This window comes from Pseudoclavibacter sp. Marseille-Q434, assembly GCF_050315415.1.
Lineage (GTDB): Bacteria > Actinomycetota > Actinomycetes > Actinomycetales > Microbacteriaceae > Pseudoclavibacter.
This window is the reverse complement of record NZ_JBNPQH010000001.1, coordinates 154,506-167,110: the sequence shown is the minus strand read 5'-3', so window position 1 is coordinate 167,110 and position 12,605 is coordinate 154,506. Positions and strand designations below refer to the sequence as shown.

At 66.9% G+C, this 12,605-nt stretch carries 11 protein-coding genes and 1 pseudogene; 5 read left to right on the top strand and 7 right to left on the bottom strand.

The window, feature by feature from the left end; all coding sequences use genetic code 11:
• Positions 1 to 340: 340 nt before the first annotated feature.
• Entirely contained in the window at positions 341 to 3,568 is a 3,228-nt protein-coding gene (locus ACQFZP_RS00820) for an AAA family ATPase (RefSeq protein ID WP_211890038.1), read from the top strand.
• Between the two features lie 67 nt (positions 3,569 to 3,635).
• Here ACQFZP_RS00820 and ACQFZP_RS00815 read toward each other — a convergent pair whose 3' ends face one another.
• The 5 genes and pseudogenes from ACQFZP_RS00815 to arsB form a co-directional block, all read right to left on the bottom strand.
• Positions 3,636 to 5,015, bottom strand: coding sequence for an FAD-dependent oxidoreductase (locus tag ACQFZP_RS00815; protein ID WP_211890037.1), 1,380 nt, complete (start codon positions 5,013 to 5,015; stop codon positions 3,636 to 3,638).
• Positions 5,016 to 5,148: 133 nt separating this feature from the next.
• Positions 5,149 to 5,679: pseudogene (locus ACQFZP_RS00810) on the bottom strand (NAD(P)/FAD-dependent oxidoreductase); the annotation flags it as partial.
• Positions 5,676 to 6,356 carry an arsenate reductase ArsC gene (locus ACQFZP_RS00805; RefSeq protein ID WP_211890035.1) on the bottom strand — a complete coding sequence of 227 codons (681 nt, stop codon included), beginning with the start codon at positions 6,354 to 6,356 and terminating at the stop codon, positions 5,676 to 5,678. The pseudogene ACQFZP_RS00810 and the gene ACQFZP_RS00805, both read right to left, overlap by 4 nt.
• A gap of 6 nt (positions 6,357 to 6,362) precedes the next feature.
• Positions 6,363 to 6,773 (bottom strand): arsenate reductase ArsC, encoded by a 411-nt coding sequence (locus tag ACQFZP_RS00800; protein WP_211890034.1) that lies wholly within the window; start codon positions 6,771 to 6,773, stop codon positions 6,363 to 6,365.
• A 10-nt stretch (positions 6,774 to 6,783) separates the two neighbouring features.
• On the bottom strand, positions 6,784 to 7,923 hold the full coding sequence (arsB, locus tag ACQFZP_RS00795; protein ID WP_211890033.1) for an ACR3 family arsenite efflux transporter: 1,140 nt from the start codon (positions 7,921 to 7,923) through the stop codon (positions 6,784 to 6,786).
• A 100-nt stretch (positions 7,924 to 8,023) separates the two neighbouring features.
• Between arsB and ACQFZP_RS00790 the strand changes: the two genes are divergently transcribed.
• From ACQFZP_RS00790 to ACQFZP_RS00780, 3 genes are all read left to right on the top strand, one after another.
• Positions 8,024 to 8,395, top strand: a complete 372-nt coding sequence (locus ACQFZP_RS00790) for an ArsR/SmtB family transcription factor (protein ID WP_068495214.1) — start codon at positions 8,024 to 8,026, stop codon at positions 8,393 to 8,395.
• Complete coding sequence (locus ACQFZP_RS00785) at positions 8,392 to 8,799, top strand: low molecular weight phosphatase family protein (RefSeq protein WP_211890032.1); 408 nt, start codon at positions 8,392 to 8,394, stop codon at positions 8,797 to 8,799. The genes ACQFZP_RS00790 and ACQFZP_RS00785 overlap by 4 nt, the downstream gene beginning before the upstream one ends.
• A 749-nt stretch (positions 8,800 to 9,548) precedes the next feature.
• A complete protein-coding gene (locus tag ACQFZP_RS00780) occupies positions 9,549 to 9,755 on the top strand; it encodes a hypothetical protein (RefSeq protein ID WP_211890031.1) in 207 nt (68 codons plus the stop codon).
• Positions 9,756 to 10,055: 300 nt separating this feature from the next.
• On the opposite strand, the gene ACQFZP_RS00775 is transcribed toward ACQFZP_RS00780, so the two are convergent.
• Together ACQFZP_RS00775 and ACQFZP_RS00770 are read right to left on the bottom strand one after the other, a co-directional pair.
• Positions 10,056 to 10,577, bottom strand: a complete 522-nt coding sequence (locus tag ACQFZP_RS00775) for a DUF305 domain-containing protein (protein ID WP_249311984.1) — start codon at positions 10,575 to 10,577, stop codon at positions 10,056 to 10,058.
• Between the two features lie 180 nt (positions 10,578 to 10,757).
• On the bottom strand, positions 10,758 to 11,228 hold the full coding sequence (locus ACQFZP_RS00770) for a hypothetical protein (RefSeq protein ID WP_211890029.1): 471 nt from the start codon (positions 11,226 to 11,228) through the stop codon (positions 10,758 to 10,760).
• Positions 11,229 to 11,750: 522 nt separating this feature from the next.
• On the opposite strand from ACQFZP_RS00770, the gene ACQFZP_RS00765 reads away from it, so the two are divergent.
• A complete protein-coding gene (locus tag ACQFZP_RS00765; protein ID WP_211890028.1) occupies positions 11,751 to 12,563 on the top strand; it encodes a M23 family metallopeptidase in 813 nt (270 codons plus the stop codon).
• The last annotated feature ends 42 nt before the right edge of the window (positions 12,564 to 12,605 follow it).

The following is a 12,605-nucleotide window of genomic DNA, read 5'->3' as shown; positions in this document are numbered from 1 at the left end:
GGTGTTCCCGGGTCAGCGCTGGGCGTCCCCGGAGGGCAAGCCGTGTGCTTTCCCTACCCCTCTATGCGTGAGCTCTCCCGGAACGCGTCAACGACGACTGAACCGCCTCGATTCGCGTCGAGAGAGGAACGGTCAGAGTCACGCGGAGAGGACAACGAAGGAGTGAGAGCAGCGAACGAATGAGGGGACGAGGGAGAACGAGGAATGACGGGATCAGGGAGACAAGGGAGGAGAAATAAGTGGAGAAGACGAGGGAAACGGAGAGAGGGGAAGTGACGGACACGAGGAGAGAAAGGATGTAATGCACGCAGGCACTTTCAGTGTGAGCTACGCTCATTCCGTGCGCGGCGGAGTAGCGAGATGGAAGCGGGGCGTCGCAGGCCATGGCCTGCGAGCCGCGGTCCACTACGCCTTCGACGGCGTCTGCGACGGCGCTCGAGCCGACCGACTCGCGTCCGTCGACGCTGCGATCGGGTACGCGCACGCCGGATCGACCGTGACCCGCTTCACCGCCACCGAAGCGGGCATCGCCGCCGATGAGCTGGGCGTGGAGCAGCTGAAAGCGTGGGTCGCCGGCAGCGACCCGGCCACGGGCGTGCACCGCGGCTACCAAGTGCAGGGGCCCGACGCGGATCTCCTGTTCGACGCGACCGTGAACGCACCCAAGACGCTGTCGCTCGCCGCGATGCTGGACCCGGAGATCGCGGCCGCGTTCGACGCGCTGCAGGAACGGATCCGCGATCGCACCATCGACATGTGGCGCACCGAACTGAACGCGCGCCGCGGCGCGCAAGGTCGCATCAGCATGGACCTCGCGCAGATCGAGGTGGTCGAGCTGAAGCACGCCCGGTCACGGTCCCTCGACCCGCACGCGCGTACCCACATGTGGCTCAACGCTCGTGTCCTCGGACAAGATGGCCGCTGGTCAAACCTCGATTCCCGGACAATGCTGCGTTTCCAGACGCTGGTGAACGCGGAAGGTCAGTTGGCCGCGATCACGGACACGGAATGGGTGGCCACGCTCGCGGCCAAGGGCTTCACGATCGACCCGGCCACGGGTGAAGTCGAGCAACTGCAGCATCTTGTCCGGTCGTTCTCGAAGCGGTCGAACCAGATCGAAGCGGCCAAGGCCCGCTTCCTGGCCGAGTGGCAAACTGACCACCCCGGACAGGAACCGACGGTCAATGACCAGATGGCCATTGACCGGCGCGCGTGGGCGGTCGGACGGCCAGAGAAGCCGGACATGGTGTCCGAGGAGGACTGGGCGGAGAGCGTCCGCCGCGAGCTCACTGACCTCGACCCGGCCCTCCTCAAGCGGCGGAAGCCGGTCGCTCCCCCGGTCACTGACCGGGCTGTCCGCGTATCTGCGGCGGACATTGACCGGGTGGCCAGGCTGGCCATCGCGGACGCCGACTCCCGGTCGACCTCCTCCAGTGGCCGGTTCTCGGACTTCACGCTGCGCGCGGGCGCGGTCCGCGCGGTCGCTCGCGTTGTGGCCACCGGCGACCGCGACGTGCTCGCATCCGCCGTGGACGCTGCCCTCGACCGGGCACGCGACCACTACCTGATCGACTTGGCCGCGGACAGCATCGACGTGCCGGGTGGGGTTGGCCGGTACATGCTGGCCGAAACCGCCACCTTGAAGCGCGACGTCGATGAGGGGATGCGGGCGCAGGCCAAGCGCGGGAAGAACGTGGCGACGCACCTCATCGACCAGCTGGCCAGCAACCCGAAGATCGGCGGCGAGCACGGCCTCGACGAGCAGCAGACCGCGGCCGCAGCCGCGATCGCTGGTTCGTCGCGTCTGGTCACGGTCATCGGGCCAGCGGGTGCGGGCAAGACAACCATGCTGAAAGTGGCCAGGGCCTCCTTGTCCGGCCAGGGCCGGAAGGTGCTCATCGTCGCGCCGACGAAGAAAGCGTCGTCCGTGGCCGGACGCGAAACGGGAGCGGACGCGACCAGCCTGCACGCACTGCTCTACCAGTACGGCTTCCGATCGACCGCGGACAAGGACACCGGACGGCCAGTCTGGCAGCGCCTTGCCATCGGTCAGAAAGACCCCATGTCCAAGGACGGCCACGCCTACCGAGGGCCGAAGGACAGCGCCGTCGTTGACCGGAAGACCCGCATTGTGGTGGACGAGGCAGGCATGGTCGACCTCCACACCATGCACGCGCTGCTCCAGGTGACCGCCGAGACGGGCACCGGGATCGCGCTCGTCGGGGATCCCGCCCAGGTCAACCCCGTCGGCCACACGGGCGCGATGGCGCTCGGCCAGCGCTACGCGGACACGCACGTCGATCTCGAGTCCGTGCACCGGTTCCGTACCGAAAAGGGCGAGACGGACAGGGCCTACGCGAACCTCACGCTGCGCATGCGCGCCGGCGACGCCCCGGACGTCGTGGCGCACGAGCTCGTGGCCACCGGTCACGTCCGGACAGCGGCCACCATGACCGAGCTGCACGCGGCCATGCGTGACCGGTACCTGGAACTCGCCGGACACAAGGACCGGGCCGCTTTATGCGTGGCCACGAACGAGGAAGCGGTCACCCTTAACGACCTCATCCAAGAAGAGCGCATTGTCCGCGGTCAGGTGACTGGCCAGATGCTGGCCAGCACGGCGGACGGGTCGGTCATCTACGCGGGCGACGTCGTGCAGACCAGGCAGAACGACAGCGAACAGAACGTGGAGAACCGTCAGGTCTGGACCGTCCGGAAGAAGACGCTGTCCGGGAAGCTGCTCCTCGAGTCCGTCGACCAGAAGGGGCTCACCACCACGGTCGACGCGGACTACGCGGCCGACAAACTCGCACTTGCCTACGCGTCCACGATTCACGGGATCCAGGGTGAGACCGTGCATGGCTCCATTGTTGGCCCCGGCGTCGACGCCGCCGGCCTTTACGTCGGCCTCACGCGAGGGAAGCGCGTCAACGAAGCGTTCCTCGTCGCGAGCGACGACGCCACCGCGGAACGGCAACTCGTGGAGTCGCTGCGCCGCGGTGAGCTCGAAGCCAGCCTGCACGACAACTACCGGGCGCTGCATCGCGAACTCGGGATCTCGGTCCGCGAAGGCGTGTTCGCGCCCGGGCCTTGGCAACAGCGCCCTGCAGGGCACCTGCTCGACCTGGACGCTGCTGAGGCGCAGATCCTCCCCGCGCACACGCACGCGGAGCTGCAGGCCATCAAGGACACTGCCGACCGCCTCGAATTCGAGCTGCGGCAGCTCCGCCAGGCCCGCAACGACGCGAACTCGGACCCGCGCCGGGGCGAGGGACCAAAGACCGAGGAAATCGATGCGCTCCAGGTCCAGGTGAACGAAGCGCGCGGTCTCGAGCGCGAAGCAACGCGGGCCTCCTTGCCAGATCTGCGCAAGCTCGATGCAATCCACGCTGAACGCATCACCCGCGAGCGTCTGCTTGACGCGAGCACGTCCAGCAGAGAGCAACAGGAACGCGTGGTGGAGGCGCGACGCGCTCGAGGTACGAGACCGGTCGACGTGCATGCGGGTCCGGTCGCCCCGGGTAACGGGCGACCAGCAGAGCGAGACTTCTCAAGCCCATCCCTCTGACTGGCCAGTACCCCAGGCGTGCCCCGTGTCGGGATTTTGCGAGGGTTGGTGGCGACCGCACCGTGGATTAGATGCAGCAGCTTGAAGTGAGCGCTGCGGCTTTTCCGTCGTTGCTGATGAGGTCGGGCGCGACATAGCGTGCTTCTTCGGCTTCAGCTGGAGTACCCGTCGAGCACACTCCGGTTTCCGGGAGGACGAGCGTGACGAGGCGCGCCTGCTCGTGGCGTCCGGCGAGCTCGTCCGCGATGGATCGCACTTGCTCATATCCGGTGAGGAGGAGGAAGGTGGGGGCGCGGCCGTAGCTCTTCATGCCAGCGATGTAGAAGCCAGGTTCGGGGTGGGTGAGCTCGTCCACGCCGTGTGGGTAGACGGTGCCGCAGGAGTGCGCATTCGGGTCGATCAGCGGTGCCAGCGCTCGGGGTGCTTCCACGACGGTGTCGAGGTCGAGTCGGAGTTCGCGCAGCAGGTCAAGGTTGGGGCGAAACCCGGTCGCGTTCACGATCACGTCGACGTCTACGGAGGCGGCAAGTCCCGCGCGAATCCCGGTGACTCGAACGCCGCCATCCTCCGCGGGAGCGAGGGCATCGATTTCGAACTCGTCGAGGAGCTGGACCTGCCCGGAGGTCACGAGCGCCCGGGTGGCCCCGCCGAGTTCGCCTCGCGCTGCGAGCTCGTCGTTGGCGGACCCGTATACGCGGGTGGGCTGCTTGCCACGGATGGCCCAGAAGATCTGCGTGGCAGGTTCCCGCTTGGCGAGGGAGGCGAGTTTCAGCAGGGTGTTCGTGGCGGAGTGGCCGGCACCGACGACGAGGACGCGTTTCCCGGCGAATCGAGCACGGTCGTGTCCGAGCACGTCGGGCAGGGCGTGGCTGAGGTGCTCGCGCACCTGGTCCGCGCCGATGGGCTCCAAACCGCTGGAGCCGATGGCGTTGCTCGTCTCGTACGTGCCGGACGCGTCGATCACGGCACGCGCGAGCGTTTCGGTGACCCCAGCAGTGGATTCGGTGCGGAGCACGAAGGGGGCGCGTTCGCGTCCGAGTGTGCGGGTGCGGTCCATGCCGCGGCGGGTGACGGCGAGCACACGGTGGCCGTAGCGGATGCGGTCCGCGAGGGCGGGGACCGCGGCGAGCGGCAGGAGGTAGTCGTCGACGAGCTGCTGCCCGGTGGGGAGGGTTTTGGCGGGTGGTGCGTTCCAGTCAGCATCGTCCAGGAGGCGCGCGGCGGCCTCGTCCACGAGGTACTCCCACGGTGAGAACAGGCGCGTGTGCCCCCACGCTGCGACAGAGGATCCAGCTTGGTCTCCCGCTTCGAACACAACCACCTCCTGCCCTCGCTCCAGCAGCTGCGCGGCGGCGGCGAGACCAACGGGCCCCGCGCCGATGATCGCGACCGGCAACGCATCGAGACCGGTGGTCGACGCTGGGGTGAGGACTGGGGAGGTGGTCATGACTGGCTCCTTGGGTTAGCGGACGGGGGAGGAGGCCGCGTCAAGTTCCGCGGTGACGGCCTGCGGGTAGGTGGCGAGGCCCGCGGAGGCGAGGTAGTGCTCCGCGTCCTGGGCTGCGGCGCAGCCGGTGCCCGCGGCGGTGGATGAGCGTGACGCTGTTCGCGAACCGAGTCAGGAACATCGCTTCCTCCAGAGCGGAGTCCCCACCCCCGACGACGGCAATGTCTTGCCCCTTGAAGAAGAACCCGTCACACGTCGCGCACCAGGACACCCCATGCCCGGTCAACCGCTCCTCACCCGGAATGCCGAGTTTCCGGTACGCGGATCCCATGGCCAGGACGATGGCGTGCGCCTCGAACGTGCCCGAGTAGCCCGTTTCGACGGCCTTGATCGTGCCGTCGAGCCGCAGTGCGGTGGCGTCGTCGACGACGATGCGCGTCCCGAACCGTTCCGCCTGCTGGCGCATGTTCTCCATCAGGTCGGGGCCGAGGATGCCGGCCGGGAAGCCCGGGAAGTTCTCGACCTCCGTGGTGTTCACGAGCGCGCCGCCCGCTTCCACAGCGCTGGTGAGCAGCACCGGGGAGAGGCCGGCGCGAGCCAGGTAGATCGCAGCCGTGTACCCGGCCGGGCCGGAGCCGACGACGATGACGTTCTCGACGCTCACGCGCGGGAGCCTTCGAGCGCGATGGGGGTGACGCCGAGGCTGGCGAGCAGCTCGGTGACGTGCCTGTGGAGCTGGTCGCGGATCGCCCGCACCTCGTCGGCACCCAGCCCGGACGGATCGGTGAGGTTCCAGTCCTGGTATTGCTTGCCCGGGTAGACGGGGCAGGCGTCGCCGCAGCCCATCGTGATCACGACATCCGCGGCCTGCACAACGTCGTCGGTGAGGGGCTTCGGGAACTCCTGGCCGAGGTCGAGGCCGAGCTCCGCCATCGCGTCGACCGCCTCCGGGTGGAGCACCTTCGCGGGTGCGGAACCCGCGGAGCGCACGTGCACCTTGTCGCCGACGAGCGCCTGGGTGAGGACCGCGGCCATCTGCGAGCGGCCAGCGTTCTGCTCGCACAGGAACAGGATTTCCGGCACGGGGCGAGCGATGTCGCCCTTGGCTTGCGCGAGCGCGGTGAGGCGGTCTTTCGCGAACCTCGTCGTGTTGGTGACCAGGTGCGCTCTGACGGTGGAGGTGCGCAGCAGGGCCGCGTAGGACTCGAGCACGTACCGCTCGACGGTTTCTGGAGTGAAGATGCCGGTGAACTGCTCGGCCAGCTCGCCCGCGAGGCGCTGGAGAGAGGCTTCGGGGTAGGCGAGGCCCGGCAGTCCCCGGCGCTGGCTGAGATCGGTCATGGTCGGCTACGCCTTCTCGGTAAGCAGATCAGCGATGAGCGCTTCGACGCGCTGCTTGATGTCGTCGCGGATGGGGCGCACGGCCTCGATGCCCTGGCCTGCGGGGTCGTCGAGCTTCCAGTCCTCGTAGCGCTTGCCGGGGAAGAACGGGCAGGCGTCGCCGCAGCCCATGGTGATCACGACATCGGAGGCCCGGACGGCTTCCGTGGTCAGCACCTTCGGGGTGTTGCCCGCGATATCGATGCCCTCTTCGGCCATGGCCTCGACGGCGACGGGGTTGATCTGGTCTTTCGGCTCGCTCCCTGCGGAGAGCACCTCGATGCGCCCGGCTGCGAGGGCGGTGAGGTAGCCGGCGGCCATCTGGGAGCGGCCAGCGTTGTGGACGCAGACGAACAGCACGGAAGGTTTCGTGGACATCAGAGGCCTTTCACAGAGGTGGGTGAAGCGGGGGCAGAGAGGTACGTGGAGCGGGGTCAGACGAGCGTGGACGTCGACGCAGCGGGTGTCGGGGTGGCTGCTGCGGCGGGGAAGAGCCGGGGCGCAGCCAGAGGGCGACATAGACGAGGGCTACGAGCACGGGAACCTCGATCAGCGGGCCGACGATGCCCGCGAGGGCCTGCCCGCTGGTCGCGCCGAACGTGCCGATCGCGACGGCGATGGCGAGCTCGAAGTTGTTGCCCGCCGCGGTGAACGCGAGCGTCGTCGTGCGCTCGTAACCGAGGCCCACCAGCTTCCCGAGTCCGAAGCCGAGGAGGAAGGTGACGGCGAAGTAGATGAGCAGCGGCAAGGCGATGCGGGCGACGTCCCAGGGGCGGTCGATTACCTGCTGCCCCTGGAGGGCGAAGAGCATGACGATGGTGAACAGCAGCCCGTAGAGCGCGAACGGCCCGACTCTGGGGAGGAACCTGGACTCGTACCAGTCGCTGCCCTTCGTTGACTCCCCGATGCGGCGGGACAGGTAGCCGGCGAGCAGCGGGATGCCGAGGAACACGAGCACGCTGAGGGTGATCGCCCAGAACGAGAAGTCCGCGCTGGTCGTGGGCAGGCCCAGCCAGGACGGCAGCAATTGCAGGTAGAACCAGCCGAGCGCCCCGAACATGATGACCTGGAACACGGAGTTCAGTGCCACGAGGAACGCGGCGGCTTCCCGGTCTCCGCAGGCGAGGTCGTTCCAGATCAGCACCATCGCGATGCAGCGTGCGAGCCCCACGATGATGAGTCCGGTCCGGTACTCGGGCAGGTCTGGCAGCAGCAGCCAGGCGAGGGCGAACATGAGGGCGGGTCCCACGAGCCAGTTCATGACGAGCGAGGAGATGAGCAGCTTCCGGTCACCGGCGACGGCCCGGGCATCCGAGTAACGGACCTTCGCGAGCACCGGATACATCATCACCAGCAGCCCGACGGCAATCGGGACGCTCACGGAGCCGATCTCGAACGCGTGCAGTGCTTCCCCCACGGCGGGGACGAACACCGCGAGAGCGAGGCCGAGGGCCATGGCCGCGATGATCCAGACCGGCAGGAACCGGTCCGTGGTGCCGAGCTTGACGGGCGGGGTGACAGCAGTCATGAAGCTCCAGAGAGATATTGATCTCGGTCGATATTGATGCGGATCGATACGAGTATGGCTAGGGTATCGATGACTGTCAATTTCCTTGGAGGACGTTCAGATGTCGTTCACGCAACTCCTGCCGCTCACCGACGTGACCGCGTGCTGCGAGCCCCTCACCGACGAGGCGATCTCCGCGGAGAACGCCGAGAAGCTGGCCCGCACCCTCAAGGTCATCGCTGACCCGGCCCGGTTGCGGCTCATCTCGATGATCGCTGCGCAGGAGAAGGCGGAGGCGTGCGCCTGCGACCTCACGGAGCCGCTCGGACTCGGGCAGCCCACCGTCTCCCACCACCTGAAGATCTTGGTCGAGGCGGGCATCCTCGCCCGCGAGAAGCGCGGCTCGTGGGCCTACTTCAGTCTCGTCCCCGGCGCGCTCGACTCGCTCGCCGCCCTCCTCACCAGCAACGAACTCACCGGAGCGACCCGATGACCTCCAGCCCCACGAACATCGTCTTCGTCTGCCAGAAGAACGGCGGCAAGTCCCAGATGGCCGCAGCTCTCCTGCGTTCCGTCGCCGGCCCCGAGGTGCACGTCACCTCCGCGGGTACGAAGCCCGGCGCTGCGCTGAATCAGCAGTCCGTGGACTCGCTCGCCGAGATCGGCGTGAGCGTCGGCGACGAGCATCCGAAGCAGCTCATGCCGGAGATGATCGACGCGGCCGACCTCATCGTCGTGCTCGGCGCAGAAGCGCGGGTACCGGAGACTGCCGGTGTGCTGATCGAGACGTGGATCACCGACGAGCCCTCAGAGCGCGGCATCGAAGGCATGGACCGCATGCGCCTCGTCCGCGACGACATTCGCGCCCGCGTCGAAGTCCTCCACGCACGGATCTGACGCGCGCAGCCTCGAGGCTGGGTCTTGACGTCGCTGCGGAAATCGAGCGATGATGTCCCTACGCGGACTTCTGCGCTCAAAAGGTCAGCCATGAGCTGACCTTTTCTCGTTTCAGGACGATCTTGACGCCGTACTGTCTTCACCCAGTACGTTGAAGATGCGAGGGACCGACATCCCACTGTTTGCGCGGATGTCGCACCTTCGGGATAGGATCGCCCCTGGCGGTTCACTCCGCCCAAGGCCAACCGCGCGGTTGGCCTTTTTCGGTGCCAGCTCGATCGGTGCAGGTCTTGACGCGTGAGCGATGTCACCCAGTAGCTTCAAGATGGGCGCTCCATAGCGGGGTTGCAGCGTGACTGTCTTTCGAGGGATGATCGAGGCTCCGGGGAGACGTCTGCCCGAGCGTGCCAGATGGCATAGTCATCCAGGGTCGGCCCCGGATCCTCTTGCTCGGCACCGACTTCCGCTCCTACCGTGAGCATGGAGCTGTGTGGTTGCCGGAAAAGTGGGAAATCCGGTACTTTCCTTTCGTATTGATGATCCGTCTGCCTGCGGATTCGACGCCGACACCTCGTGTCGGCTTTTTTTCATGCCCGGGCACAGGCCGCCCTGCTGGCCCGCTCTTCTGTCATGCAGACGGAAGTCCCGAATTCACGAGCGCTCAGTGTCGAGCGTTCGACAAGCTCATCGCCCGTCCCGGGCGGTGAATCCTGGCGCACACTCGTGCGCCGAACTCAGTGGAGGTCCACATGATGAACCTGCTGCCTGAGCTCCTCGGTTCGGTGGATCCCACCGCGCTGCTGGTCATCCTGACCGGGCTCGCCCTGATACTCATCGCGCTCGCCGCGGTGATTGTTCTGCGCGTACTCTTCGGTCGTAGTGGTGTCCCGGCAAAGCGCGTGGTGGCGATCCTCCGCGCGATTGGCGACATGCTCGCCCGCGTTCCCCGCCGGTAGCTCAAAAAAGCATCCTCCTCTGAGTATGCAGGAGTCTGCCTTCAGGTGTCTCATAAGCATCGAAGTTATGAGACAGCTCGTGAGTGTGCTGATCGCATCGGCGCACGGATAAGGTGTGGGTTTCATTTTTGCGTGCCGGGATGGTCATTGCTCCTGTCGCACAGCTCCCTGCAAGCAGCGAGCTGTGCCGTGTCGCTCGTGTTCCTGGCTTGGGGATTCGTTGGGCGTGAGAGGTGCCCCGGGCTGGCGCTGGCGTGCGCTGCGCCCGGGGCACGTGTGTCGAGCTTCGCTGACCGTGCGTTATGCGAGGGAGGTGAGGAGCTCTCTCATGGTCTCGATCTCGGTTGTTTGCGTGTCCACGATCGTCTGGGCGAGGGCAGTGGCGTCCGAGTTCAGACCGTTGTCGACTTCTTCTTGAGCCATCGAGACGGCTCCTTCGTGATGCTCGATCATCTGCTCGAGGAACAAGCGGGAGGCGTCGTCGCCGGTGGCGGCGTCGAGGTTCGCCATGTCCTCGTCGCTCATCATGCCGTCCATGCTGTGGTCCATCCCGGACATGGACTCAGCCCCCCAGTCGCTCAACCATTGGTTGAGTTGTTCGATCTCGGGTCCCTGCGCGGCTTTGATTTCCTCGGCGAGGGTGGTGACCTCGGGGTTGATGTCGCTCTTGGCGAGGATCATGTCCGACATCTCGACGGCTTGTTCGTGGTGGGGGACCATCATCTGCGCGAACATCACGTCCTGGTCGTTGGCGTCGCCGGTCGCCGCGGATGAAGGTGATGGCGTGGTTTCGGTCATGGTGCTGTGGTCCATGCCGCCCATGCTGTCGGGTGCGCTGGTGGGTGAGCACGCGGCTAGGGCGAGAGCTGCGGCGAGCGTGGTCGTTGAGAGCAGCACGATGCGTGAGTGCTTCATGAGGGGTTGTCCGTTCTGAGTCTGTGGGTGGGGATCTGCGCGTTGCCCTGAGGGGGCGGAGCGGTCGCGTCGCGACCGAACGAGCAATCAGATCCGGCAGACAGTCAGAACGGTCAGGGGTATGCGGAAGACATGGAACTGGGCCCTGGGCGTGGGACCTCGAGGTGGCCACGCCGTGGCCACGGTCCCGGTCGTCCCCGTCGAAAGATGGCGGAAGACGACAGCTGCGGCGGCCACAGTGAGGAGGAGGGCTGCGCATAGCGCGACCATCACGCCCGCTGGCCCCATGAGGCAGTCATCGCACGGCATGACGGGCACGACACTTCGCTGCTCGCCGTACTGGGGATTGTCGATCGCGGCAGCGTGGCCCGCCTGCGCTGCGGACGGAGCGTGTCCTGCGGGTTCGCTGACGAGCGTGTGGCTGTGCGCGGTTTCGTGCAGAGAGTGGGTCGCGAGCGCGTGCACGCTCGCCAGCCCGAGCAGTATCCCGAGGAGCAGGAGCACCGTGACGGTGGTGCGTGCCAGCATGCCGCGAGGTCGTTCAGGAGTGGTCTCCATGACGCCACCTCTCTCCGTTCGCACGCTCATCAGTTACCCCCGGAGGGTACCCGATCATTGGCGGCAATCCCTGTGTTGCCCGCGAGTCAGTCGCCGCCCCGTGACACCTATCAGAACCCTACGTTATGAATCCGAGACAAACGTGATAGTTCTGTTATCTTTGCCGGGCGGCTCCCATCCAGGGGTGGCTTGATCTGCGGGAGTGTCCACATGCACCATGACTCACACGCGAGTACTCGTCGGGAACTGCGCGCGCAGGAGCGCGCCCTGGCTGAGGCGGGTCGTGGCCCGGTCACGAGTGCAGCGCCAGTTCTGTCGACGCGGCGGGAGCGACGTGACGCGGAGCGCGCGGGTCGCATCGACCGGCGCGAGTCGCCAGCGCCAGCGTCCACGCCCAGCCTTCCAACTAGTGTTCCGGCGAGCCGGCCGGAGACCAACCAGAGCTCTACGCCCGCTTTGGTGTTGGCTGAGGTCGACGCAGAATCCTCGGAGCGTGAGGGCACTGGCCTCCACAATCTCGATGTGGAGGGCGCGACGATCCGTTCGGGACGCCCCCACCGCAGCGGCAAGACCGCGCTCCGCTTCGCGGGTGGTGTGCTCGGGCTGGGGATCGCCGGCAGTGTCGCCGCGTTCGCTGCGCTGCCAGCCACGGCAGTCCCAACGAACCATGATCGGGTTGCCGAGACTGGGGCGGCGGCGCTCGTGCAGCCCGCGTCCGGTGCTCCAAGCCAGACGCTCACCGTGACTGGTGAGGGAACGAGCGCGCGTGAGCGCGACTCTGTCTACTCGGTGACGACGGTGGGATCGGCCGCCACCGCGAACCTCGCGACGTTGGTCGATAACGGCGCGTTCGCGAACGACCTGTCTGCCCCCGTGCAGTGGCCGTTCCCGGTCGGTGTCGCGATCACGGACGACTTCGGACCTCGGGTCTCCCCGGGCGGTATCGGAAGTACGAACCACATGGGCGTGGACTTCGCGCCAGCCCAGGGCACGCCCATCGGGGCGATCGCGGATGGCGTCGTCACGAGCGTCACCCCCACGGACAACGGTGGTCTCGGAGTGAATATCACCCTCGAGCACGTCATCGACGGGGCCACGTACCGGAGCGTGTACGCACACATGCTCGAGGGGTCCGCGACGCTCCAGGTGGGAGCCGTGGTCGGAGTGGGCGACCAGATCGGCCAGGTCGGCAACACCGGCACTTCCACGGGGCCGCATTTGCATCTCGAGGTCCAGGACGCCGCAGGTCAGAAGCTCGACGGCCTCGCGTTCCTCAAGCAGTACAACACCCCCAGCACCGTCGTTTCCCCACCCCTGGTAGGTGCGGGCGTCTAACCCACGCAGCCCAGCAGCCGGCGCGCACCGTGCCGTGTGCCA

Bases quoted from the DNA above. Each gene is read 5' to 3' on its own strand.
- ACQFZP_RS00790 (WP_068495214.1), top strand. From the start codon at position 8,024: ATGTCGTTCACGCAACTCCTGCCGCTCACCGACGTGACCGCGTGCTGC.
- ACQFZP_RS00805 (WP_211890035.1), bottom strand. From the start codon at position 6,356: ATGACCGATCTCAGCCAGCGCCGGGGACTGCCGGGCCTCGCCTACCCC.
- ACQFZP_RS00815 (WP_211890037.1), bottom strand. From the start codon at position 5,015: ATGACCACCTCCCCAGTCCTCACCCCAGCGTCGACCACCGGTCTCGAT.
- ACQFZP_RS00800 (WP_211890034.1), bottom strand. From the start codon at position 6,773: ATGTCCACGAAACCTTCCGTGCTGTTCGTCTGCGTCCACAACGCTGGC.
- arsB (WP_211890033.1), bottom strand. From the start codon at position 7,923: ATGACTGCTGTCACCCCGCCCGTCAAGCTCGGCACCACGGACCGGTTC.
- ACQFZP_RS00780 (WP_211890031.1), top strand. From the start codon at position 9,549: ATGATGAACCTGCTGCCTGAGCTCCTCGGTTCGGTGGATCCCACCGCG.
- ACQFZP_RS00775 (WP_249311984.1), bottom strand. From the start codon at position 10,577: ATGGGCGGCATGGACCACAGCACCATGACCGAAACCACGCCATCACCT.
- ACQFZP_RS00770 (WP_211890029.1), bottom strand. From the start codon at position 11,228: ATGGAGACCACTCCTGAACGACCTCGCGGCATGCTGGCACGCACCACC.
- ACQFZP_RS00785 (WP_211890032.1), top strand. From the start codon at position 8,392: ATGACCTCCAGCCCCACGAACATCGTCTTCGTCTGCCAGAAGAACGGC.